The sequence below is a fragment of the Bifidobacterium pullorum DSM 20433 genome (assembly GCF_000771405.1).
GTDB classification, from domain to species: domain Bacteria; phylum Actinomycetota; class Actinomycetes; order Actinomycetales; family Bifidobacteriaceae; genus Bifidobacterium; species Bifidobacterium pullorum.
Genome location: NZ_JDUI01000013.1, coordinates 59,320 through 84,173, shown reverse-complemented (window position 1 = coordinate 84,173; position 24,854 = coordinate 59,320). Strand labels below are relative to the sequence as shown.

General features: G+C 66.5%; 15 protein-coding genes. 1 reads left to right on the top strand and 14 read right to left on the bottom strand.

The window, feature by feature from the left end; genetic code table 11:
• The 8 genes from OU11_RS07620 to OU11_RS07585 all read right to left on the bottom strand — a co-directional run.
• The coding region (locus OU11_RS07620; RefSeq protein ID WP_052122780.1) for an EndoS/ChiA family endoglycosidase at positions 1-1,226 on the bottom strand (1,226 nt) is incomplete at its 3' end.
• Between the two features lie 282 nt (positions 1,227-1,508).
• Positions 1,509-2,795, bottom strand: coding sequence for a glycoside hydrolase 5 family protein (locus OU11_RS07615; protein ID WP_033515836.1), 1,287 nt, complete (start codon positions 2,793-2,795; stop codon positions 1,509-1,511).
• A gap of 22 nt (positions 2,796-2,817) precedes the next feature.
• Positions 2,818-3,657: a carbohydrate ABC transporter permease gene (locus tag OU11_RS07610; protein WP_033515834.1), complete on the bottom strand. Its 840-nt coding sequence runs from the start codon at positions 3,655-3,657 to the stop codon at positions 2,818-2,820.
• Positions 3,657-4,628 (bottom strand): carbohydrate ABC transporter permease, encoded by a 972-nt coding sequence (locus OU11_RS07605; protein WP_033509792.1) that lies wholly within the window; start codon positions 4,626-4,628, stop codon positions 3,657-3,659. The genes OU11_RS07610 and OU11_RS07605 overlap by 1 nt, the downstream gene beginning before the upstream one ends.
• Positions 4,625-5,917 (bottom strand): ABC transporter substrate-binding protein, encoded by a 1,293-nt coding sequence (locus tag OU11_RS07600; RefSeq protein WP_033515832.1) that lies wholly within the window; start codon positions 5,915-5,917, stop codon positions 4,625-4,627. Before OU11_RS07600 ends, OU11_RS07605 begins: the two co-directional genes overlap by 4 nt.
• 78 nt (positions 5,918-5,995) lie before the next feature.
• Positions 5,996-9,109: an alpha-mannosidase gene (locus OU11_RS07595; RefSeq protein WP_033515830.1), complete on the bottom strand. Its 3,114-nt coding sequence runs from the start codon at positions 9,107-9,109 to the stop codon at positions 5,996-5,998.
• A gap of 49 nt (positions 9,110-9,158) precedes the next feature.
• Complete coding sequence (locus OU11_RS07590; protein WP_033515828.1) at positions 9,159-12,278, bottom strand: alpha-mannosidase; 3,120 nt, start codon at positions 12,276-12,278, stop codon at positions 9,159-9,161.
• Between the two features lie 356 nt (positions 12,279-12,634).
• A complete protein-coding gene (locus tag OU11_RS07585; RefSeq protein ID WP_052122779.1) occupies positions 12,635-14,917 on the bottom strand; it encodes a glycoside hydrolase family 3 protein in 2,283 nt (760 codons plus the stop codon).
• Positions 14,918-15,101: 184 nt separating this feature from the next.
• Between OU11_RS07585 and OU11_RS07580 the strand changes: the two genes are divergently transcribed.
• Positions 15,102-16,397, top strand: coding sequence for a glycoside hydrolase family 125 protein (locus OU11_RS07580; RefSeq protein ID WP_033515826.1), 1,296 nt, complete (start codon positions 15,102-15,104; stop codon positions 16,395-16,397).
• 135 nt (positions 16,398-16,532) lie between these two features.
• On the opposite strand, the gene OU11_RS07575 is transcribed toward OU11_RS07580, so the two are convergent.
• The 6 genes from OU11_RS07575 to nagB all read right to left on the bottom strand — a co-directional run bounded on the left by OU11_RS07575 (position 16,533) and on the right by nagB (position 24,675).
• Positions 16,533-18,254, bottom strand: a complete 1,722-nt coding sequence (locus tag OU11_RS07575; RefSeq protein WP_033515824.1) for a dipeptide ABC transporter ATP-binding protein — start codon at positions 18,252-18,254, stop codon at positions 16,533-16,535.
• Positions 18,247-19,374 (bottom strand): ABC transporter permease, encoded by a 1,128-nt coding sequence (locus tag OU11_RS07570; RefSeq protein WP_052122778.1) that lies wholly within the window; start codon positions 19,372-19,374, stop codon positions 18,247-18,249. Before OU11_RS07570 ends, OU11_RS07575 begins: the two co-directional genes overlap by 8 nt.
• Before the next feature lies 1 nt (position 19,375).
• On the bottom strand, positions 19,376-20,401 hold the full coding sequence (locus OU11_RS07565) for an ABC transporter permease (protein WP_223224078.1): 1,026 nt from the start codon (positions 20,399-20,401) through the stop codon (positions 19,376-19,378).
• Positions 20,402-20,642: 241 nt separating this feature from the next.
• Positions 20,643-22,271, bottom strand: a complete 1,629-nt coding sequence (locus OU11_RS07560; RefSeq protein ID WP_033515852.1) for an ABC transporter substrate-binding protein — start codon at positions 22,269-22,271, stop codon at positions 20,643-20,645.
• A gap of 295 nt (positions 22,272-22,566) precedes the next feature.
• On the bottom strand, positions 22,567-23,823 hold the full coding sequence (locus OU11_RS07555) for an N-acetylglucosamine-6-phosphate deacetylase (RefSeq protein ID WP_033515820.1): 1,257 nt from the start codon (positions 23,821-23,823) through the stop codon (positions 22,567-22,569).
• A gap of 39 nt (positions 23,824-23,862) precedes the next feature.
• On the bottom strand, positions 23,863-24,675 hold the full coding sequence (gene nagB / locus OU11_RS07550; RefSeq protein WP_033515819.1) for a glucosamine-6-phosphate deaminase: 813 nt from the start codon (positions 24,673-24,675) through the stop codon (positions 23,863-23,865).
• Positions 24,676-24,854: the final 179 nt, after the last annotated feature.

Genomic DNA, 24,854 nt, shown 5'->3' with positions numbered 1-24,854 from the left:
AGCACGGCCTTGTTGACCTCGTAGAGGTTCGTGGCCTGTTCCACGGCTTCGAGCGCGTCCTCGGCGTTCAGGGCCACGCCGGCAGCCCCTTCCTCGGTCAGCGACATGCGCTCGATGTAGTGGTTCGCGGCGGCCTTGGCCTGCTCCATCGTCATGTCCTGCGACTCAGCGATGGCGGTCTTGGTCCACAGCAGGTTCGACGGGACGATGTGGCTCCAGTCCTCGGCCTCGTAGGTGCGGCCGTCGCGGTCAAGCGCGTACAGGAACATGCCGCCGAGGCCGTTGTCACGCACATACGACGCGATGTCGTAGATGTGGCTGTCCGTATACGGCTCCGTGGCGTCATACCAACGGTTGTGGTCGCCTTCCTCGGGGAAGGCCAGGCCGGGCACGAACTTGTCGGCGCCGATGTACGGCGAGTAGTCCGCGACGGCGCCGGCGGTGCGGGTCGATGTGGAGCCGTACTGCTGGTAGGCCACGTAGTCGAAGCAGTCCGCCACGTTCGCGAACGGCTTGGTGTTGCTGCCGTTGGTGTCGTACAGGAACATCGTGCCATCCGGATCGTCCGACTTGGGGCCGATGTGCTTGGACAGGGCGCGGATCACGTTATCGGAAATCGCCACATCCGCGTCGGTCGGATAGGTCTCCATATCGATGTCCAGACCGTCCAGGCCGACCGAGGTCATGTACTCGTCGATGATCTCAAGCGCATAGGCATCATAGTCGGCCTCGGTGGCCTCATCGGCCGTCTTGCCCAGATCGGCCATGTAGTCGCGGAAGCCTTCGACGGTGACCTGTTCGTAGTTGATGCCGCGCACGAGCTTGATGCCACGCGAATGCAGATACGGGGCATACTCGGCCTTGAGCTTGTCATAGAACGGCTGGGCCGCCGCCTCCTGACCCGCCGGCACATAACTGAACACGTTCACCACATCCACGCCATACGGGATGTCGTACATCGAAATCCAGTTCTCATCCGGCAGATCGGTATTCACACCCTTCATCGTCACATCACGCCACGCACGGTAGTACACCATGAAATGACGGTTGTTCGGGTTCGTGACACTGCTGACGTCCGCGGCTGCGGGCTCGTCGGCATATGCCGTGGCGGGCGGCGCGACGACGCCGCCGAGAGCCATCGCCGCGGTGGCGATGCCCGCGGCGATGGCGGCGATACGACGTTTCACCGTCGTTCCGCCCTGGGGAAACACATGGCTTGCGCCCATTATGTTCCTTTCTCTATTCTTAAGAGAGTACGGGGCTTTCCCGTACCCAATCACCGCGGCGTCGTGCTCTGGTTTGCGATATAGGCATGGCGCCGCGTTTCCGCCGGAACCGATCCGGCGAAAGCATCCTTTCAATGGAATCGACGCCGGCGCGACATCCGCGCAGGCAGTCAACGAATCAAGACAAAAACCAACGATGTTGAAACGGAATGACGGCACTTCGTTGTCCGTCGACGTATGAGTTGTATGGTGCCGCCGCGGTGTGCGGCGGCACCGTGATGATCAGGCCTCGTCGAGGTCCTCGAACGAGGAGTCCGACACGGCAGTGTAGAACCGCGCCGGGTGCGGATCCGTGTCGCGGATCAGCTCGGTCACGCCGAGGGCGGCGAGACGTGCGGGATCGGTCGCCACATCGGAGGTGACGACGGTGGGACGCAGCCCCTCGCAGTGGGCCTTCATCCACAGGTCGCACACCGATCCGCCGGGGCCGCAGGCGCTGCGGTCCAGCGGGTTGCCGTCGGCGTCGACATCAACGACGATGGCCGTGGTGCGGGGTGCGGGCTTCGTATGGTCGCGATGCTCGCGGGCCAGATCGCCGAACATGCGGCCGATCGGCTTGAGTTCGCCATGCTCGTCGAACAGGCCGAGCGCATGCTCGAACTCGGGGAAGTCCGACATCGACGCCGCCACATCGTGCGAGCACCACCAGGTGACGCCCCACAGGTTCGGGCAGTCGAGCGCGTTGAGCACCGTGCGACGGCAGAACTCGGGGGTGTCCGCGGTCTCGAGCACGTTCTCGGGCGCGCCCACCTCCTGCAGCCAGACGGGGCGCTCCGGATCGCCGGAGAACGCCTTCGACAGCTCGGCCAGATACAGCGCGTACGCGGAGCATTCCTCGCTGGTCGCGCCGTATCCCTGCGCCGTGCCGTTGAACACCCAGGCGTGGATGGTGGTCATGTCGCCCTTGTTCCCGGACTGCACCGGGGTGAAGGGATGCCCGTCCAGGAACCAGACGCCGTCGTTGACGCTGTACAGGGCGTCGCCTCCGGCGGTTCCCGCCGCCTCGAGCGTGGCGTCAAGCCATGCGTCGATCTGCGCCGGGGTGGCGACCATCTTGGTCGGATGCGGACGGTCCGACAACTGGTTGACCTCGTTGCCGACCGTGATGCCCTTGAACGCCGGTTCCTGCGACAGTTCGCCGCCAAGGACCCGGATCAGCTCGCACTCGGCGGCCACCGCGTCCGGATCGGTGAACATGTTGCCGGTATGCCAGGTGACCAGCCAGCTGGGCAGGAAGTCGAAGCTCGACAGGTGCCCCTGGAACACGTCCACGTAGACGTCGAGTCCGTGTTCGCCGGCGATGTGCACCATGCGGCGCACATCCTCGATGCCCTTGCGGTTGATCCAGGTGCGGTTGGGCTGCAGATACGGCCACACCGGGAAGATGCGGACATGGTCCATGCCCAGTTCGGCGATCTGCTCAAGGTCGCGGTCCACGCTCTGCCAATCGGGATTCAGCCACGAATGGAACCAGCCGTTCGACGGTGTGTAGTTGACACCGAATCTCATTGTTGAGCCTTTCTGTTGCGGATCATCCCTTCAGGCCGCCGGCTTCCAGGCCGCGGAAGAAGTACCGCTGGAAGCAGCAGAAGAAGATGATGATCGGGATGAGCGAAACCAGCGCGCCGGCCGCGATCAGTCGCGGATCGGAGATGAACAGGCCCTTGAGTCGGTTCATGCCCAGCGTCAGCGTGTAGTTGTTCTCATCGGAGATGGTGATCAACGGCCACAGGAAGTCGTTCCACGCGCCGACGAAGGCGAAGATGCCGACGACGGTCATCGTGCCCTTGACCTGCGGGACGCAAATTCTGAAGAACCGCTGCCACAGGTTCGCGCCGTCGACCATGGCGGCCTCCTCAAGCTCCATCGGGATGGACTTGAAGGCGTTGGTCATCAGCAGGATGTTCATCGCCGTCACCAGGCCGGGCAGCGCCACGGACACCAGCGTGTTCTGCAGTCCCATGCCCTTGACGATCAGGAACTGGGAGATCATGACGCCTTCCAGCGGGATCACCATGGTGCCCATGAAGATCGCGAAGACCAGACCGCGGCCCTTCCACTTGAGACGGCCCAGCGCGTAGCCGGCCATCGTGGACAGGATGATGTTGCCCGCGATCGAGATGCAGGCCACGATCAGCGAGTTCAGCATGTAGTGGGCCACCGGAACCTGGCGGAACACGTCCACGTAGTTCTCCAGCGTCGGGGTCTTCGGGATGATGTACGGCGGAACGGCGTAGACGTTGTCGCCCGGGCCCTTGAGGGACAGCGACAGCTCCCAGACGAAGGGGCCGACCAGCACGACGAACATCAGGATCAGGATGAGGTACTGCACCACCTTGCCTACGGTGATGCGCTTACCGGCGATCTTCATCAGTCCTCACCCCTCTTCTGGATGATCTGCTGGATGATCAGCAGCGTGCCGACGATGACCAGCACGACCAGCGAGATGGCGCTCGCATAGCCGGTACGGGCCTGGATGCCGGTACCTTCGTTCTTGATGAGCATCGACATCGTCATGTCCATGCCGCCGGGTCCCGCCGTGCCGTTGGTGAGCACGTAGACCTCGTTGAAGACGCGGAACGCCGAGATGGTGGACAGCATCATGATGAGCACCATCGTCGAACGCACGCCGGGCATCGTCACCGAGACGAACTGGCGGACGGGGCCGGCGCCGTCCAGCGCCGCGGCCTCATACAGCGATTCGTCGATGTTGGCGAGCGCCGTCAGGTAGATGACCATGTAGTAGCCCAGACCCAGCCAGATGGTGACGAACATCGAGCTGAACAGGATGCCCCAGCGGTTGGTCAGGAACGGGATCGCCTCCTCGATGATGCCCGCGCCCTTGAGGATGGAGTTGATCAGGCCCTGCGAGTCGAGCAGGTTGGTCCAGATCATGCCGACGACGACGGCGGACATGACGACCGGCATGTAGAAGGCGGTGCGGAAGAATCCCATGATGCGCCCGTTGCCCTTGACCAGGTTGGCCAGGATCAGCGGGAGGATGACCATGAACGGCACGACGCACACCACGTACAGCGAGGAGTTGAGCAGGGCCGTCAGGAAGTATTCGTCCTGGAACAGGTCGATGAAGTTCTGGAATCCCACGAACTTGCCCGGCTTGAGCAGCGTGGAGTCGGTGAAGGCAAGCCTGAACGTGTTGAGTGCCGCGAGGACGACGAACACGAACACCACGATGAAGGCGGGGGCCACGAACAGGTACGGCGCGATGACCGTGCCGAAGCTGCGGTGCGGCTTATTGACTGCGGTGTGGTTCGTCGGTTCAGGCCGGTCGGAGGCCTTGGCGGCCTCCGACCTGGCAGCGGCGGATGCCACTGAGCTCATCGTGCGAGCCTCTCGTTGGAGTACTCGACGGTCTTGTCCAGCGCCTCCTGGGCGGTCTGCTCACCCTGCATGGCGAGGGCCACCTGCTGCTGGAGGTACTTGTAGCCGTTGGCATCGGTGAACTCGGCCGGACGCGAGGAGTAGCCGTTCTTCACCTGATCCAGCGTGATCTGCAGGGCCTGGCCCTCCAGGGTGCTGGTGTCGATGTCCTGGTAGTACTCGTCCTCAAGACCGCCCTGGGCCGACGGGAACACGGCGGCCTGCTTGGCGAACTCGACCTGGTTCTCGGCGTTGGTCACGAAGCGGGCGAAGTCGATGGCGACGTCCGGGTACTTGGACTGGGAGCTGATGCCCAGCAGCTCGTAGGACACCGAGGCGGACTTGCCGTCGTTGGTGATACGCGGGCCGACGGTCAGCTTCTCATACAGATCCGGGGAGTTCTGCTTGAAGCCGTCGGCGGAGTAGGCGGAGCCGGCCATGGCGACCAGCGAGCCGCGCTGGAAGAAGTCGGACTGCTGGCTCCAGGAGGAGTCCAGGGCCTCCGGCGGGATGCCGCCCTCGTTGTACAGATCGATGAAGTTCTGCAGCTGCTTGACGCCGGCCTCATCGTTGAACGTGTAGGCGCTGTGATCGTCGTTCATCCAGGTGGCGCCGGCGGTCACGTAGTCCTCGGTGTTGGAGCCCATCGTGGTCGCCAGATAGACGCCGTCGCAGTTCTCGGCGATGGTCTTGCCGGCGGCGAAGTACTCGTCCCAGGTGGTCGGCACGGCGTCCGGATCCAGGCCGCACTGCTTCATCAGCTCGGTGTTCCAGTAGGTCGGGCCGTCGTTGACGTACCACGGGAAGCCGTAGGCGCCCTCCTCGATGCCGTTGCCGGTCATCGTGGCACCGGCCCAGGCGCCCTCGTAGTAGTCGCCCTCGGCGTCCGGAACCTCGGCGGAGAGGTTCATCAGCGCGCCGGCCTTGGCCAGGCCGTACAGGATGGAGGCGCCGCCGTCGACGATATCCGGCAGCTCGCCCGAGGCGGCCTGGGTCGACAGCTTGTCCTCATAGCCGTCGGACGGCTGGTCGGCCCAATTGATCTTGACGTCCGGATGCTCCTCCTCGTACGCCTCGATCAGACCCTCGAAGTACGGGGTGTACTTGTCGTTCTTCAGGTTCCAGGTCTGGAACGTGATCTCCTTGACGCCGTCGCTTTCTCCGGCATCGTTGCCGCCGCAAGCGGCCACCGACAGCAGCATCGCTGCGGCACCAGTCAGGGCAAGTGCCTTCTTCATGGAAGATACCATGATGTTTCCTTTCCTTTTTCTATTTCCTTGTGTTGTGGTTTGTTCCCGATCCGGGGAGGGTCGGGCACATCTGGTTGTTCAGCGGCTCACGCGGAGCGTGGCCATCTGGAATGGCGCCAGCCGCAGCGTGGCGCCTTGGGCCGGGCCGTGTGCCAACGCGCGGGGCAGGTCGGTCGCCAGGCCGTCGCCCTCCAGCACGTCGACCTCGCGCACGGTGGCCTCGGCCAGTTCCGCGCACATGTCGAGGCTGGCCACCGCGCAACCGCCCGCCGCCTCGTACACGCGCAGAATCAGGTCGCCGGAACCATCGTCGGCGGTCTTCACCCAATCCAGCACCGGCACGCCTTCCGCCACGTCCAGCCGCGCCAGCGGCTCGAATGCGGGGATGCCCTCCAGTTCCGCGGTGTTCAGGCGCGTGGCCTCATCCAGCACGGCGGGCATCGAGGCGTCGGCCACCACGCTCCAGGCAAACTCGTGCGCGCCCTGATCGGTGCGCGGGTCGGGGTACAGCGGCGCCGACAGCAGCGACAGGCGAACCATCGCGCCGCGGGTCCCGTCGTCGCCGTGAATCGGGCTGACGTCGGAGCCGTAGGTCGAGGCGTTGACCACCGCAGCCGCGTAGGAGGCGTCGGCCACGCGCACGAAACGGTGCGTGCAGCTTTCGAACTTGGCCTCGTCGCTGCGCGAGTTCTTCTGGATCGGGCGCTCCACCATGCCGTACTGGCATTCGTACTGCGCATTGGTGGCCTGCACGCCAAGCGGGATGTCGACCTTGAGGAATTCCTCTTCGGTGCGCCAATCCACCTGGGCGGAGAAATCCAGCGTCCGGCGATCCGGGTGCAGGGTGATGCAGGTGACGATGGTCACATCGTCGTTGCGCGTGACCACCCGGACCACGCAGGCACCGTCAGCCGCCATGTCCACGGCGTCGATGCGGGACTCCCGCAGACCGTGGGCGGTCAGGAACGCGTCGCGCTGCACCTCCCACGCATCCCAGTGGAACGGTTCGTTGTCCAGCAGCTCGTAGCGGCCGAGTCGGGTTCCGCCCGGCACCAGTTCGCGGTCGCCGGACAGGTCGACGAGCGAGGACACCGTGCCGTCGGGCTCCACCGTCACGCGCAGCAGGCCGTTGTCCAGGATGATGCGTCCGCCGTCTCGTTCCACGGCCACCGGTTCGGCATCGTGCGAGGCCGCACGGTCGCGCACGGTCCACGCGCTGGCCGCATCGGCCGTATAGGACGGGATGGCGGCATGGGTCACGAGCATGTCGCCCGGCTCGGCGGCCGCAATGACGCGTCCGGCCTGCTCGGCGATCTGCTTCAGCCGTGCGATGTCGCGCTCGTATTCGGCGCGCGCCTGCCGGTGCACCCAGGCGATCGCGGAACCGGGCAGGATGTCGTGGAACTGGTTGAGCAGCAGGGTCTGCCAGATGGCGTCCAGCTCGTCCTTCGGATAGACGTAGGTGCCGTCCTTGAGCGCCGCGGCCGCGCACAGATACTCGGTCGCGCGCAGCATGGCCTCCTCGCGCCGGCAGCCGTGCTTCATGCCCTGCTGGGCGGTCAGCGTGCCGCGGTGCAGCTCCAGATACAGCTCGCCCTTGAACACCGGGGTCTCCCCCGCGGCGTCGTCGACGATGTCCTTGCGCACGCGGTCGAACAGTTCGTCCGGCGTGCCGAATTCGATCTTCGGGGCCCCGGCCAAGTCATGGTCGCGGCGGATGCGCGCGGTCATCTCGCGCGTGGGACCGCCGCCGCCATCGCCGAAGCCGTACAGCAGGATCGCGTTGCGCGACAGATCCTTGTCCAGATAGTTGCGCTGCGAATACATGAGCTCCTGCATCGACATGGACGAGCAGTAGGTGTCCGACGGCGGGAAGTGGGTCAGGATGCGCGAACCGTCGATGCCCTCCCACAGGAACGAGTGGTGAGGGAACTTGGTGGCGTCGTTCCAGGAGATCTTCTGTGTCAGGAACCAGTCGTAGCCGGCGCGACGCGCGATCTGCGGCCAGGCGCCCGAGTAGCCGAAGCTGTCCGGCAGCCAGATGCCGCGCGGCTCGACGCCCAGATGCTCCTTGAAGTATCGGCGGCCGAACGTGATCTGACGGACCAGCGATTCGCCGGTGGGGATCATGTTGTCGGATTCCACCCACATGCCGCCGACCGGGATGAACCGGCCTTCGGCGATGCGCTCCTTCATGCGGGCGAACAGGTCCGGATGCTCCTGCTCGAGCCAGGCGTACTGCTGGGCCGAGCTCATCGCGTACGTGAAGTCCGGGTCCTCGTCCATCAGCGCCAGCACGTTGGACACGGTGCGGGCCACCTTGCGGCGGGTCTCGCGCACCGGCCACAGCCATGCCGAGTCGATGTGCGCATGGCCGACGGCGATGTGGTTGATGGCGCTGGATGCGGCCGGTTCGGCCAGCACGCCGGCCAGCGCCTCACGCGCGGCGGCCACGGTGTCCGGATGCCGCTCGTCGTACCGGTTGAGCGAGCGCTGCAGCGCCTTGGCGAGCTGCCAGTAGCGCGGATCGTCGTCCTTGAGCTCCCGGATCAGCGAGGATACGGTCTCCAGGTCCATCCAGTAGTCGAACATCTCGGCGTTGAACGCGCACACGTCCATACGGCTCAGCGTGTACGGGAAGTCGGGGCGGCCCGTGGCCTCCTCGCCCAACTCGGTGGGCGAGTACGGCGTCGGCCCCTCCACGAACGGGTTGGCGGCGGCCTCGATGTACACGGTGAAGCGGCCGTCCGCATCCAGCTCGACGTTCGGCGTGCCGTCCGCGGCCATCAGCGGAATCCAGCAGTTGCGCGGGTTCGCGGATTTGATGGCGGTGCCGTCGGCGCGGTAGACCAGACCTTCGGCCTGGAATCCGGGACCGCGGTGGTGCAGCCAGCCCAGGTCGACGATCAGTTCGACCTTGCGGCCCGCCGCGGCGGCCTTGTCGATGCGACCGGAGACCTCGAACCAGGTGGTGCCCCAGGTGGTGCCCCACACGCCGGGCACGGCGAACGGTTCGAACGCCATCCGGCCGGAGCGGATCCGGGCGAACACCTCGTCGGAGGGCTCGGGCTCGCCGGGGTTGGCGCAGGCGCGGACCGTGCAGTGGTCAAGGACATCATGCACATGCGGTTCGACGCGCTGCTGCATGACGCGGTCCGCCCGCTGAAGCTGCTGATCGGGCAACAGGAACATGACTGAACTCCTTGCGATACGTCGTATAGGGCTGTGGTTCGGGTGAGGCTCACCGCGCGATACGCAGCGTGGCCATCTGGAACGGGTTGAGACTGATCGGCGCGCCCTCGGCCGTATGCGTGCCGCGGTCGGGCAGGCTCACCGGCAGGTCGGCGGCCAGGTCGTCGTGCTCGAGCACGTCGGTTTCGCGCACGCCCGCCCCGCGGAGGGGTTCGGCGACGTGCAGGACCGCTTCGGCGTGGCCGCCGGCCGCCTCGTACAGGCGCACGATGAGGTCGCCGGAACCGTCGTCGGCCAGCTTGATCCAGTCGATCACGGCGGTGCCCGAAACAGGCTCCAACGAGGCCAGCGGCGCGATCACGGGCATATCGGCCAGCTGCGGGGCGTTGAGCTCCGCCGCCCGGTCGAGCGTGCGTTCGAGCTCCGCATCAGCCAGCAGCGACCAGTCGAATTCATGCCCGCCCAGATCGGTGCGCGGATCGGGGTACACCGGCGCCGACAGCAGCGAGAGCCTGACCATCGTGCCCGCCCCGAGACCGCGCGCGGCGTCGCCGGCGATGGGGGCCACGTCGGAGCCGTAGATCGACCCGTTGACGACGGCGAGCGCATAGTCCGGTTCGGCGATGCGCACGAAACGGTTCGTGCAGCTTTCGAACTTGGCCTCGTCGCTGGCGGTGTTCTTGGCGATCGGCCGGCGGACAAGACCATACTGGGCGTCGTACTGGGCCTCGGTGGCCACGACGGCGACGGGCAGGTCGACCTTGAGGAAGCGTTCGCGCTCATGCCAGTCGATCTCGGCGTGGAAGTCGATGGATCGCGAACCGCGGCGCAGCGTGACCGTCGTGTCGATGGCGCTGGCGCCGAATTCGGTACGCACGGCCACGACGGCACGATCGCCGTCGCAGTCGGCCGAGACGATCCGCCCGCCTTCGATCGTGCGATGCATCAGCAGCGCGTCGCGTTCGATCTCCCAAGCGTCGTACACGGACGGTTCGTCCTTGAGCAGCTCATAGGCGCCCAGACGGGTGCCGGCGGGCACCAGCTCGCGGCCGCGAACCTCGTCGCGCACCGAGGCGATCGTGCCGTCGGGCTCGATGACGAACGTGACCAGACCGTTGCGCACCGTCGTCCGGCCCTCGTCGTCACGGTCCATCGTCACGGCCTCGCCTTCGGCGGTCCGCGAGACGGGCGTCCAGGACAGGCCATCCAGCCGGTACTGGCCGATCGTCGCCTGCGGCAGCAGATCGGCGTCCGGGTTCGCGCGGCGCAGCACGGCGCAGGCGTCCTCGGCGATCTCGGCGAGACGCTTCAGGTCGCGTTCATAGTCCTCACGGGCCTCGCGGTGCACCCAGGCGATGCCGGAGCCGGGCAGGATGTCGTGGAACTGGTTGAGCAGCAGCGTGGTCCAGATCCGGTCCATCTCGTCCGTGGGATACCCGTACGTCGGATCGGCGATCGACGCGGCGGCGCACAGGTACTCGACCGTACGCAGCAGCGACTCCTCACGACGGCAGCCGCGCTTCATGTCCTGCTGGGCGGTCAGCGTGCCGCGGTGCAGCTCCAGATACAGCTCGCCCTTGAACACCGGCATCTCCTCGCCGGCGTTGTCCTCCATCTGTCGGCGCGCCTCATCGAAGAAGGTGTCCGGCGGCTCGATGGTCAGGCGGCTGACGCCCTCCAGGTCGCGGAAGCGGTGGATGTGCTCCATCATCTCGCGCGTGGGGCCGCCACCGCCGTCGCCGAAGCCGAACAGCATCAGGGCCTTGTCGGAAAGGTCCTTGTCACGGAAGTTGCGCTCGCCGTACACGAGCTCCTTGGCGGTCATCCAGGCCGCATAGGTGTCGGTCGGCGGGAAGTGGGTGAAGATGCGCGAGCCGTCGATGCCCTCCCACAGGAACGAGTGATGCGGGTACTTGGTGGTGTCGCCCCAGGAGATCTTCTGGGTCAGGAACCATTCGTAGCCGGCGCGGCGGGCGATCTGCGGCCAGGAACCGGTATAGCCGAAGCTGTCCGGCAGCCAGATGCCCTTGGGCTCCACACCGAGCTTCTCCTTGAAATACCGCCTGCCGTAGCTGATCTGGCGGATCAGCGACTCGCCGCAGGGCAGCATGCCGTCGGATTCCACCCACATGCCGCCGACCGGGATGAACCGGCCCTCGGCGATGCGCTCCTTCATCCGCGCGAACAGGTCCGGATGGTCCTGCTCCAGCCAGGCGTACTGCTGGGCGGAGCTCATCGCGTACTTGAACTCGGGGTCGTCGTCCATCAGCGCGAGCGCGTTGGCCACGGTGCGGGCCACCTTGCGGCGGGTCTCACGCACCGGCCACAGCCATGCCGAGTCGATGTGCGCATGGCCGATGGCGCTGATGTCCATGGCGGAGGCGTTGGCGCGGCGGGACAGCACCCCGGCCAGCGCCTGGCGGGCCGCATCCACCGAATCCGGATTCTGCTCGTCGAACAGATTGAGCGAACGCTGCAGGGCCTTGGCCATCTGCCAATAGCGGGGCGAGTCCTTGTCGGTCTCGGCCATCACGGTGTCGACCACGTCCAGATCGGTCCAGTAGTGCTCGAACCGCTCGTCGTATTCGGTCAGATCGGCCGCGCGGAACGTGTACGGCTCCTCGGGCTTGCCGGTGGCGCATTCGCCCAGCTCGGTCTCGATGAACGGCGGCACGCCCAGCAGCAGCGGGTTCGACGCGGCCTCCAGATACACGGTGAAGCGGCCCTCGGCGTCCAGTTCGACCTGCGAGGTGCCGTCGGCGGCGATCAGCGGCACCCAGTGGTTGAGCGGATGCACGGCCTTGATGGCGGTGCCGTCCGCACGGTAGACGAGGCCTTCGATATGCCCGCCGCAGGAGTGGTCGTACCAGCCCAGGTCGATCCACAGTTCCAGCGGCCGCCCCTCGGGCTTGCCGGCCGGCACCTGTCCGGACAGCCGGAACCAGGTGGTGCCCCAGGTGGTGCCCCACTGCGAGCCGATCGAGAACGGCTCGAAGACGATCTCGCCGCGGGAAAGCCGCGCGAAGAATTCGTCGGTGGGCATCGGCTCGCCGGGGATGTCGAAGGCGTCGACGTCCAGATGGGCGAGAACGGGGTGGATGCGCGGCTTGACGCGCTGGCGGATGACACGCCGGCAACGCTCCAGCTGCTGGTCGATTTTCAAGAACATGCGCGCTCCTTTGCCTATCCCTGCCGGACGCTCGACGGCGAACGCCAGGTGTTCCGCCGCGCGGCACCCACACCGCACGACCTTCGATTCGTTGGTTCCTCATTCACGGCTTCTGACACCGTTTTACTAAATCGCTTTAGTTACATGATACATCATTTTTCGCGGCTGTCCACCCGGCCGCGCCCCGACACCCCAGATGGCTTGAAATACCGACGTTTCATCGGCGTGTTAACTTCGTTAACATAGGACCGGGCCCCTTGCGGAGATACCCTCACGGCACCTCACTCTACCCCGATGCAACTAAAGAGGTTTAGGTCGCCTGCGGCCCGCCGCTGGACCACAGGCGACCGACCGCGTCAGCGGCGGACGACGACCTCGCATTCGTCGGCCTCGCCGTGTTCGGGTACCCCGACCCACAGCCGCACGCGAATCGCGTCGTCGTTCGGATCGGTCACCGCCTCCGCCGGCACATCCATGCGCACCGTCCCCGACCATCCGCACGAATCGGGGACGCGCACGCTGTCCACCAGCTCGGCCAAACGAGGCACGCGAACACCTCCGATACGGCGCGCGAACAGGTTCACCGCGCCGGGGCAGTCCCCGACCCGCACCGTGACCTCGATATCCCCGGACGGCGTCACGCACGCACGCTCAATCGCCGCCGCACCCGTCACCCGATCGCCGTACCCGAACGGCAGCAGCACCGGTTCCTCGGCGTCGCGGTACACATGCACGGCGCTCTGCCTGTCGTTGTACCGCACCGGCACCGCCCCGGCGCGGGCCGGCAGCGTAACCGGCATGCGCCCGGGCATCGGCGCGGCGTCCGCCAACACCGAGACCACCGCATCAGGGCCGTACGGCCCGCCATAACCGGCCCACAGCGTCGCATCGGAGACCTCCAGCACATGGGTCAGCACATGTGCGCGGCCCGAGACCACCACCGTCACGATCGGCGCCGAGGTCAGTTCCCGCAACCGGTCGAGCAGCGCATCCTGGTTCCAGGGCAACGTCACGTCACACAGGTCCACGCCCTCGCCGCAGGTGGCGCCGCGGCCCTTCACGGAAGCGGCGGCGCCGTTGTCCGCGAACTCGCTGTCGTAGCTGCGTTCACTGGTGCCGCCGACCACCGCGACGACCACAGCGGCTTCCAGCCAGTCGGTTCCCTCCAGTCCGGTGCCGTCGGCGGCCAGCATCACACGATCGCCGAAGCGTTCGCGCAGCCGGCGGTAGACGCTGGTGTCCCGACCCTCGGGCAGCGGCGCCGTGTAGTCGCCCAGGAAGCAGGCGATGTCATCCGCGAACGGCCCGGCCACGATGATCGGGCCGGCCTGCTCATCGGCGATTGCCGCGCGGATGTCGGCCATCGCATCGCCGCCGTCCAGCAGCGTCATGCAGGAGGAGGCCAGCTCACGCGATTTCTCCTGCGCATCGGCCATGGCCGCCTCGATCGCCGGGGCGCTGGGCACGGCCACGCTCCCCCGCCCCACGGTGATGCGTTCGGCCGACCCGGCGGGACCGCGTCCGTCCCCGCCGCATCCGACGGGCAGCAGGCCGAACATGGCCTTGAGGTTCAGCACGCGGCGCAGCGAACGGTCGACGGCGGCGACCACCGACTCGTCGTCGGCGAAGCGTTCGAGCGAGGCGAAGCCCTGGTCCCACAGCGACACATCGACCCCGGCGAGCAGCGCGGCACGGCCGGCACCGGGGATGGAACCGGTCATGCCCTCGAGACGGTCGACGGCCAGACCGTCCGCCATCACGATGCCGTCGAAGCCGAGCCGGTCGCGCAGATAGTCCCGCAGCAGCCACGGATTGGCGCAGCAGGGCATCGAATCGATGTCGTTGTAGGCGGCCATGAACCCGAGCGCCCCGGCCTTGACGCCGGCGACCACCGGCGGCATGTGGATCTCGTGCAGGTCATGGCTGCCGATGATCGCGGACTGGCCGTTGCGGCCGCCGACGGCCTCGCCCTGGGCGGCCAGATGCTTGAGGACCACGGCCACGCCGCCGCGGCCGACCTTGCTGCGGTTCTCCCCCTGCATGCCGACGACGATCGACTCGCACATCCGGGCGGCCATCAGCGGGTCCTCGCCGAAGCACTCCTCGCACCGGCCCCATCGCGGGTCACGGGCCACGTCCAGTCCGGAGACGAGGGCGATATGCACGCCGCTGGCCGCCAGCTCGGCTGCGACGGCGGCCTCGGCCTCACGCACGGCCTGGGGGTCGAAGGTGGCGCCCAAGGCCAGGTTGGTCGGCAGAATCGTACCGCCCAGCGCCTGGTGGCCGTGGGGCGCCTCCTCGCTGAGCAACGCGCCGATGCCGTGGGCGCCGCGCGAGAGCACCTCCTCCTGGACCAGGCGGATGGCCTCGGGCCGTTCCTCGGGGCGGACGCCGTTGCCCCAGTGCCGCCCGGACCACGGGTCGGCGCGGAACAGGCCATACAGCACGCCCAGGCTTCCCCATCGGTCGATCTCGCGTTTGAGTTCGTCGGTGACGGCCAGTCTTCCCGACCCGTCGCGGGTCAGCGATTTCCAACCCAACAGACGCTGGTTGAGCTGACCGACCTTCTCGGTGAAGCTCATCGCATCGATGAGGGCGTCGATGGCATCGGTATCGGGGGTATGTGGGACAGGGTTCACGGTGCGCTCGCTTTCCTACAGGCCGTGATGACGGAACGGTGCGACGCCTCGGAAACGTCGTCGCCGGTGTCGGCCGTCATCCGAATGCGCCATGAGTTCACCACACCACGGCGTGTTAACTCAGTTAATATACGATAATACCAAATAAATTAACTTAGTTTACTGAAAGGGGCAACGGAGCACCATGCCATACGCCACCATCCCACCATCCGTCCAACGGTTCATGGATCGCATCACCGAGCTGTGCGGCACCGAACACGCCGGCTGGGCCGAGGATTTCAACGCGGCCTTCGCCAACACGCTGACCACCACGGTCAACCGGCACGATGACGGCACCACCTTCCTGCTGACCGGCGACATCCCCGCGATGTGGCTGCGCGATTCCACCGCACAGGTCCGCCCGTATCTGGTCATCGCCGCCGAGGACCCCGACCTGGCGTCGATGATCGAGGGCCTGGTGCGGCTGCAGTTCCGCTATATCGGCATCGACCCGTACGCCAACGCCTTCAACGAGGAGCCCAACGGCGCCACCTGGGACCCGGACGACCGCTCCGACTTCTCCAGCCCGTGGCTGTGGGAGCGCAAGTACGAGCTCGACTCGCTGTGCTACCCGATCCAGCTGGCCTGGCTGCTGTATGCCAACACCGGCCGCACGACCCAGTTCGACGCCACGTTCGTCGCCGGCGTGCGCCGCATCCTGGACGTGCTGGAGACCGAACTGGACCACGCCCGCTCGCCGTACTTCTTCATCCGCGACTGCGACATCCCCACCGAAAGCCTGAGCAGGGAGGGCAAGGGCTCCCCCGTGGCGCCGACCGGCATGACCTGGAGCGGCTTCCGCCCGAGCGACGACGCCTGCACGTACCACTACCTGGTGCCGGCGAACATGTTCGCGGTCGTCGTGATGGGGTATCTGGAGCGCATCTTCACCGAGATCCTGGACGACGCCGACATCGCCGCCCGCGCCCGCGCCCTGCGCACGTCCATTGACGAGGGCCTGCGAGCCCACGGCACGATGCGCAACGCCGCCGGCGAGACGATCTGGGCCTACGAGGTCGACGGCCTGGGCAACGCCCTGCTGATGGACGACAGCAACGTGCCCAGCCTGATGGCCGCCCCGTACCTGGGCTACTGCGACGCCGACGATCCGCTCTACCTCAGCACCCGCCGCACGCTGCTCAGCGACGAGAATCCGTTCTATTACGAGGGCGAGCACACCCGCGGCATCGGATCCCCGCACACCCCGCCGCGCTACGTGTGGCCCATCGCGCTGTCGGTGCAGGGCATGACCTCGCCCAGCCAAGAGGAGAAGGCCGCGATCCTGGACAACCTGGTCGCCATCGACGCGGGCACGCACCTGATGCACGAGGGCGTGTGCGTGGATGACCCGACGCAGTACACGCGCGAGTGGTTCTCCTGGTCGAACATGATGTTCTGCGAGCTGGTGATGGACTACTTCGGCATCCGCGTCAAGCGCTGACGGAGCCGGAGCAGGCGGACCGCCCGACAGCGGACCGCGCCGCGCATCGGCCTTGACACATCAACGAGGGTGGCCGCCGACGAGATGATTCGTCGGCGGCCACCCTCGTTGTCGTCGGGGCCGGAACGGTTCCAATCAGCCCTGCGCCAGCAGCGCGTGCAGCTGCTCGCGGTGCATCCGCTGTTCGCGCGGATCCGGCACCGGCAGCGATGCGAGCAGTTTGCGGGTGTACGGATCCTGCGGGCGTTGCATGATGTCCTCGGTGTCGCCGTGCTCCACGATGCTGCCCTTGTGCATGACCATCACGCGGTCGGCCAGCATATCCACCACGGCCAGGTCATGGGTGATGAACAGGCAGGCGAAGCCGATCTCGGCCTGCAGCCGTTTGAACAGCTCCAGCACCTTGGCCTGCACCGACACATCCAGCGCGGAGGTCGGCTCGTCGGCGATGAGCAGCGACGGCTTCAGAGCCAGGGCTCGCGCCAGCGAGGCGCGCTGACGCTGGCCGCCCGACAGCTCGTGCGGGAAACGGTTCATGTACACGCGCGGCAGCTGCACCATCTCCAGCAGGTCGCCCACATAGTCACGGGCCTCCGCCACATCACGGTATTTGCCGTGCACGATCAACGGCTCGGCCACGTTCTGGGCGATGGTCATCAGCGGGTTGAACGAGCTGCCCGGATCCTGGAACACGAAACCGATGTCGGCGCGCTTGGGCTTGAAGTCACGCTCCCTGACACCGTTCATCTCCACGCCGAGCACCTTGAGCGAACCGCCGGAGACCTTCTGCAGGCCCGCGATCGCACGGCCGGTGGTGGACTTGCCGGAACCGGACTCGCCCACCAGACCGAGCACCTCGGAACGCCGCAGCGTGAAGTCGATGCCGTTGACGGCCACGAAGTCAGGCTGCATGAGATGGCCCGGATAGGTGATCGTCAGCCCCTTGGCCTCGACGGCGATCGGCTGGTCGCGCCAGTCGCCGTCACGCTCGATGACGCGGCCGTCGAGGTCGCGCACGACCAGCTGCTGGCCGATGCGCGGCACCGAAGCGAGCAGACGCTTGGTGTACGGATGGTTCGGATGGTAGAAGACCTGCTCCACGTCGCCCTGCTCCACCACGTGTCCGCGGTACATCACCACCACCTGGTCGGCCAGGTCGGCGACGACGCCCATGTTGTGCGTGATGATGAGCACGCTGGCGCCGAATTCGTCCTTGGCCAGGCGCAGCAGGTCGAGGATCTCGGCCTGCACGGTCACGTCGAGCGCGGTGGTCGGCTCATCGGCCAGGATCAGGCCGGGGTTGAGCACCAGCGCCATCGCGATGACGATGCGCTGCTTCTGGCCGCCGGAGAACTGGTGCGGATAGTAGTCCACGCGCGTCTCGGCGTCGGGGATGCCCACCTTCTTCAGGATGTCGATGGCCTTGGCGCGCAGCTGCTTCTTGTCCTTCATGCCGTGGGCGCGCAGGCCCTCCTCGATCTGCCAGCCGATGGTGTACACCGGGTTGAGCACCGAGTTCGGCTCCTGGAACACCATGGCCGCCTCGCTGCCGCGCATGCGCCGCAGATCCTCGCCGCTCATCGACAGCACGTCGAGTTCCCCCGAACCGTCGCGCTTCGAAAGCATCACCGCGCCGGAGGTGGTGGCGGTCTCGGGCAGCAGTTTGATGATCGATCGGGCGGTCACCGACTTTCCGGAGCCGGATTCGCCCACGACTCCGACGACCGTGCCGCGCGGAATCGTGAAGCTCACGCCGTCCACCGCCTTGATCGATCCGGCGTCGGTCATGAAGGAGACGCCGAGGTCCTTGATCTCGGCCAGGTTCTCGGCCGTCGGGGCCGCGTTCACGTCACTCATCGTCGGCTTCCTTTCCGTTCGCCGCCCGCGTGCCGGGCTGTTCGGACATCAGGCTCATCGCGTATTCGTTGTCGGCGTTCGGTTCCACGTTCGGCTCCACCGAGGTGTCCTCGATCGAGCCGATGACCTCGCCGGCGGACTTGCGTGCGCGCAGACGCGGGTCGGCCAGGTCGTTGAGCGATTCGCCGACCAAGGTGATGCCCAGCACGATCAGCACGATCGCCAGGCCGGGGAACACGGCGGTCCACCAGATGCCGGCGGTCACGTCCGCCACCGAGCGGTTGAGGTCGTATCCCCATTCCGCGGCGGCCGTGGGCTCGATGCCGAAGCCGAGGAAGCCCAGACCGGCGAGCGTCAGGATGGCCTCCGAGGAGTTGAGCGTCAGGATGACCGGCAGCGTGCGCGTGGAATTGCGCAGCAGGTGCACGGTCATGATGCGCCAGGTGGAGGCGCCGACCACCTTGGCCGACTCCACATAGGCGGAGCTCTTGATGCGCATGACCTCGGCGCGGATCGTACGGAAATACTGCGGGATGTACACCACGGTGATCGAGATGCCCGAGGCCATGATGCCGCCCATCAGGCTGGACTGGCCGCCGGAGATCATGATGGCCATCAGGATGGCGAGCAGCAGCGAGGGGAACGAGTAGATCGCGTCGGCGATGACCACCAGCACACGGTCGATCCATCCGCCGAAATAGCCGGAGACCAAGCCGAGGAACACGCCGATGAAGATCGACAGCAGCACGGCCACGATGATGGCGATGACCGCGGTGCGGGCGCCCCAGACGGTGCGGCTGAACACGTCGAAGCCGCCGACGGTGGTGCCCCAGATGTGCTCGGCGCTGGGCGGCGCCTGCGTGGGGAACGCCACGCCCGCGTCGTCACGGATCTGCGAATATCCGTACGGCGCGATGAGCGGGGCGAAGATCGCCACGAGCACGAAGAACGCGGTGATGATCAGGCCCGCGACCAGCATGGCCTTCTGCCAGCCGACCGCCACGCGCAGCTCGCGCACGATCGGCAGCTTGGAGAACAGCGACGGCCCGGCGTTCACCTTGAGGTTCTCGAGGCGCTTGTCACCGGGCACGGTGACCTTGGATGCACTGCTTTCGGCCATGTCAGTACCTCACTCTCGGATCGATGAGGGCGCTGATCACGTCGACGATGAAGTTGGCCACCGAGACGATGATCGCGATCAGGATGACGATGCCCTGCACGGCCACGAAGTCGCGGGCCTTCAGGTAGTTCGACAGCATGAAGCCCAGACCCTTCCATTCGAAGGTGGTTTCGGTGAGCACCGCGCCGGCCAGCATGACGGCGATCTGCATGCCCATGACCGTGATGATCGGGATCAGCGCGGGACGCCAGGCGTGCTTGGACAGCAGCCGCTTCTCGCTGACGCCGCGCGACCGGGCCGCCTCCACGTATCCGGAGTTGTAGGTGGAGATGACGTTGGTGCGCACCAGGCGGATGAACACGCCGGCGGTGAGCAGGCCCAGTGCCAGGGCGGGCAGCACGGCGTGGCGCAGCACGTCGGCCAGCACGGTCATGTCGCCCAGCTGCAGCGCGTCGATGATGTAGAAGCCGGTGGGCTGGATCAGACGGTCGAACTGCGCCATGCTGGACAGGTCGGCACGGCCGGAGGACGGCAGCCATCCGAGCCACACGGCGAAGATGAGCTTGAGCATCAGGCCCAGGAAGAACACCGGCGTGGCGTAGCACAGGATGGCGAAGGTGCGGATGCCCGCGTCGGCGAGATGGTCGCGGTGGTGCGCGGCCACGCGGCCGAGCAGGATGCCGACGACCATGGCCACGATCAGGGCCAGGATGGCCAGCTCGAACGTGGCGGCGCCGTACCGGGTCAGGATGGAGATCACCGGCTGGTTGTCGGTGACGGTGGTGCCCAGGTCGCCGTGCAGCAGGTCGCCGAGATAGTCGACGTACTGCACGATGAGCGGCCTGTCGTAGCCGGCCTCGTGGATGCGCCGCTGCAGCTCCTCCGGGCTGAGACGGCCGCCCTGCGCCGCGGTGATCGGGTCGCCGGTGGCGCGCATGACGAAGAACACGACGGTGACGAGGATGAACACCGTGGGGATGATGAGCAGGAAACGGGTGATGACGAATCGGAAGAATCCCCCGGACAGCCTGTTCTTCCTGGCTTTGGCCGGTTGCTGCGCACCTTGCGGCGCGGGGGACTCCGTTCCGGCCTGCGTACTGCTGTTGGACACGCAAGAACTCCTTAACAGGCGGATGATGGATATCGGGAATGCGTCCGGTTCCGTGCGGGATGCGCCCGCCAGGATGCCGGATGATGAACGGTGACGCCGGCCCCGACACAGAGGACGGGACCGGCGGTCAGGGATGGTCAGGCTTGCCGCGACCGACTCAGGACTTGGTCACCGAGGAGTAGCGGAAGCGGAACGACGCGTCGAGCACGACACCGTCGATGTTGGTGCGGGTCACCGCGGTCTGGGCGCCCTGCAGCAGCGGGATGGTCGGCACTTCATCGGTCACGATGTCCTGGATCTGGCCGAGCATCTCCATGCGCTTGTCGTGATCCTGCTCGCCGGCCTGGTTGACGATCAGCGTGTTGACTTCCTCGTTCGAGTAGCCGTTCATGACGAAGTTGCCTTCACGGAAGAACGGGGACAGGTAGTTGTCCGGATCCGAATAGTCCGGGAACCAGCCGAGCTGGTAGGCCGGGTAGGAGCCGTCGGACTCGTCGGTGACCAGGCGCTGCTCGCTGTACTGGGTCCATTCGGTCTGCTGCAGGTCCACGGTGAACAGGCCGTCGGCCTCGAGCTGCGACTTGATGGCCGCGTACTCATCGGCGGAGCTGGAGCCGTAGTGGTCGCCGTTGTACTGCAGGTTCAGTTCGACCGGGGTCTCGACGCCGGCGTCGGCGAGGATCTGCGCGGCCTGGTCGGCGTCCGGGTTGCCCTCGCCGTCGCCATAGGCCTCCTTCAGGGTGTCCTCATGGCCGTCCAGACCATCCGGGATGTAGGAGTACATCGGGGTGTAGGTGCCCTTGTAGACGCGGTCGGACAGCTCCTGGCGGTCGATCAGCGCGGCCACGGCCTGGCGCACGGCCTTGGCCTTGTCCGCATCGGCGTCGGGCTGGGATTCGCCGTACGGCTGGATCTTGAAGTTGAAGGACAGGAAGCGCTCCTCGCCGCCGGGACCGTCGACGATCTTGACCTCGTCGTTCTTGGAGAGGTCCTCGATGTCGGTGGCGGTCAGCGAGCGGAACGCCACGTCGATCGTGCCCTGCTCGATGTCCATCTTGAGGTTGGAGGCGTCGGCGTAGTACTTGACCTGCACGGTGTCGTTCTCGGCCGGGGTCAGACCTTCATAGCTGTCGTTCTTGGCATAGGACACGTTCTCGTTGAGCGTGAAGGAGGTCAGCGTGTACGGGCCGGCGAAGGCGTTGCCATCGACGATGGTGGCGGGGTCGGTGAGCGAGTCCGCGCTGAACACGTCCTCGTCGACGATCGGGCCGGCGGGGCTGGAGAGCACCTGCTTGAGCGTCACGTCATTGGGCACCGCCGAGTTGAACACCACGGTGGTGTCGTCCGGGGTCTCGATGGACTCGATGTTGGCCAGCAGCGACACCGGGCCGTTCGGATCGTCGATCGTCTTGATGCGGTCGAACGAGAACTTGACGTCGGAGGAGGTCAGGTCGTTGCCGTTGGCGAACTTCAGGCCCTCCTTGAGCTTGACGGTGAACTGGGTGCCGTCCTCGCTCCAGGTGCCGTCGTCGGCGGCGATGTCCGGGCTCAGTTCGGAGGTGTTGTAGTCCTGGGCGTACAGGAACGGGAACACCTGGATCTGCACGGCGTAGGAGCCGTTGTCGTACGATCCGGCCGGATCGAGGCTGACGATCTTATCGGTGGTGCCGATGGTGATGGTATCCGCGCCGGCGGCCGGGGCGGCCTCATCCTTCACGCCGCAGGCCGCGAGCGATGCCACCGCGGCCACGGAAGCCACGACGGCCATGATCTTCTTGCGATTCACGATGAATCCTCTCTTCTTTTCGGCAATCGGCACCGGTGGCCTCCGCGCGCTTTTGGCGTGCGTCCAACGGTGCCCGTTAACCACAAAACCGTAAACGCCGCACGTTACCCCGGAGCGCCCCAATCCCCTCGTTTCCATGCCGCACGACCCGATCAGACCACGCAGGAACCGCCATTTTCCAACCTTTTGGCCCATCGAACGCCAATTTGAAAAAAGTCCGCATGATGAGACTCGATCCCATATCGGTCTCATCATGCGGACATCACGCCGGCGACGGCCGGCACCGAACGACAGCCTAGCGCAGCTTGCGGCCGGCGCACCACACCTCGCCGACGGTCCAGGTCGCCGGGTCGGTCAGCAGCAGGTCGGCGGCGTATCCCGGGGCCACCAGGCCCAGCGGCGCTCCCGTCACCGGATTGGGACGGTCATAGCCGAACGTCCGCGCCGGCGTCAGCGTCGCGGCCTCCACCGCATCCACCGCGGAGATGCCGAGCACGGTGACCGCGCGACGCACAGCCACCTCCAGCAGCAGCGTCGAGCCGGCGATCGCGCCGTTGGAGACCAGGCGGGCATGCCCGTCGACCACGTTCACGTCCAGCGCGCCGAGCTTGTACGGGCCGTCCGGGCAGTCGGTGGCGGCCATCGCGTCGGTGACGAACGCCGTGCGGTGCGGCGCGAAGCCGAAGCCCAGCCGGACCATCGGGTCCTGCACGTGGAAGCCGTCGTTGATGATCTCGATCGTCACGCGCGGGTCCTCGACCGCCGCCGGGATCGGGCCGGGCTCGCGGTGATGCAGGCCGTTCATCGCGTTGAACATGTGGGTCACGATGCCGGCGCCCGCGTCGAAGCCGCGCTTGGCCATGGCATAGTCGGCGTCGCAGTGGCCGACGGCGGGCACCACGCCCGCGGCGGCGAACTGTCTGATCGCGCCGATGCCGTGCGGCAGCTCCGGCGCGATGGTGATCTGGCGCAGGCTGCCGTCGGCGGCGTCCAGCAACTCGTCCACCAGCTCGGGCACCGGGTCCTTGAGGCACTCCGGATCGTGCGCGCCCTTGCGGGCGAGCGCGAGGAACGGCCCCTCCAGATGCGAGCCCAGCACGTCCGGACGGCGATCCATCGCGGCGCGCACATTGCGCAGGTTCTCGCACATCACGTCGATCGGGTTGGTGATCAGCGAGCACACCTGCCGGGTCGTGCCGTGCACCGCATGGCCGGCGCGGGCGATGTCGATGCCCTCGGGACCATCGTCGAACGAGCGCTCCCACGAACCGTGGGCGTGGATGTCGACGTATCCGGGGATGAGCAGACGGCCGTCGGCCTCGATGATCGAGGACTCGTCCGCGGGATCGATCGCGATGGTGCGGCAGGCGTGTTCGAACTCCTCATCACTGGTTCCGGTGGCGGTGATGACGCCGTTGGCCGACGTCACCCAGCAATGCTCCAGCACGCCGCGGGCGTCCACCTTGCGGGCGCCCCTGATGGCGATACGTTCCGGTTCGCCCGCGACGGCGTCCGTGACACGCCTGACGATATCCATTCTGTTCTGGTCCATATCCGCTCCTTCGGGAAATCCGGATCCGCGCCGATCCGCTCAGATGCCCTGCCACGCCGGCTTGTGGGCGTAGGCATACTCATAGTAGTCCTTATGCTCCAGCTTGGAGGCGGCCGCCTCGTCCACGATGATCGTGGCGTGCGGGTGCAGCTGCAGCGCGCTGGCCGGGCAGAACGCGGAGACACCGCCCTCGCAGGTCTGGCGGATCGCCTCGGCCTTGCCCTCGCCGAACGCCAGCAGCACCAGGTGACGGGCGCGCATGATCGTGCCGATGCCCTGCGTGATGCAGTGGGTGGGCACCTGATCGATGTCCCCGTCGAAGAACCGGGCGTTGTCCTCGCGGGTCCGCTGCACCAACGTCTTGACGCGGGTGCCGGACGCCAGCGACGAACCGGGCTCGTTGAATCCGACATGCCCGTCCGCGCCGATGCCGAGGATCTGCACGTCCACGCCGCCGGCGGCGGCGATCGCCTCGTCGTAGGCCTCACCGGCGCCGGCGATGCGCTCGCCGTCCTCCAGCGGGCAACCGTCCAGCGCGTCGCCGGGGACGTGCACCTTGGCGGGGTCAAGTCCCAGCGGAACGGTGACGGTGCGGTTGATGGTGGCGTGATAGGACTCCGGATGGTCCAGCGGCAGCCCCAGATACTCGTCGAGCGCGAACCCCTGCACCTGGCTGACGTCGATGCCCTCGGCTTCGATGACCTTGGCCAGCGCCTGGTAGGCGGCCAGCGGGCTGGAACCGGTGGCCAGGCCCAGCACCGCATTCGGCTTGGACTTGATGAGGTCCGCCACGCAACGCGCGTAGATGTCACCAGCTTCGGCTTCGTTCTTAACAATGATGATTTCCGGCATGTTTCCTTACCTTCTATCGGATTGCGACTTGACTGTTAAGCCAAATCGTTAACTTCCTTGTCATAAATCATGATACGCGTCCTCCACCCCGGACACGCCACGCGGGCATGGCGTCGCGACCCATGCCCGCGCATCCGGAAACAGAAGGGCCGCCCCGCCATCCGGCGGAGGCGGCCCTC

Excerpts from the sequence above, each read along its gene's own strand:
- OU11_RS07615 (WP_033515836.1), bottom strand. The coding sequence starts at position 2,795 with ATGAGATTCGGTGTCAACTACACACCGTCGAACGGCTGGTTCCATTCG.
- OU11_RS07610 (WP_033515834.1), bottom strand. The coding sequence starts at position 3,657 with ATGAAGATCGCCGGTAAGCGCATCACCGTAGGCAAGGTGGTGCAGTAC.
- OU11_RS07605 (WP_033509792.1), bottom strand. The coding sequence starts at position 4,628 with ATGAGCTCAGTGGCATCCGCCGCTGCCAGGTCGGAGGCCGCCAAGGCC.
- OU11_RS07600 (WP_033515832.1), bottom strand. The coding sequence starts at position 5,917 with ATGGTATCTTCCATGAAGAAGGCACTTGCCCTGACTGGTGCCGCAGCG.
- OU11_RS07595 (WP_033515830.1), bottom strand. The coding sequence starts at position 9,109 with ATGTTCCTGTTGCCCGATCAGCAGCTTCAGCGGGCGGACCGCGTCATG.
- OU11_RS07590 (WP_033515828.1), bottom strand. The coding sequence starts at position 12,278 with ATGTTCTTGAAAATCGACCAGCAGCTGGAGCGTTGCCGGCGTGTCATC.
- OU11_RS07580 (WP_033515826.1), top strand. The coding sequence starts at position 15,102 with ATGCCATACGCCACCATCCCACCATCCGTCCAACGGTTCATGGATCGC.
- OU11_RS07575 (WP_033515824.1), bottom strand. The coding sequence starts at position 18,254 with ATGAGTGACGTGAACGCGGCCCCGACGGCCGAGAACCTGGCCGAGATC.
- OU11_RS07570 (WP_052122778.1), bottom strand. The coding sequence starts at position 19,374 with ATGGCCGAAAGCAGTGCATCCAAGGTCACCGTGCCCGGTGACAAGCGC.
- OU11_RS07555 (WP_033515820.1), bottom strand. The coding sequence starts at position 23,823 with ATGGACCAGAACAGAATGGATATCGTCAGGCGTGTCACGGACGCCGTC.
- nagB (WP_033515819.1), bottom strand. The coding sequence starts at position 24,675 with ATGCCGGAAATCATCATTGTTAAGAACGAAGCCGAAGCTGGTGACATC.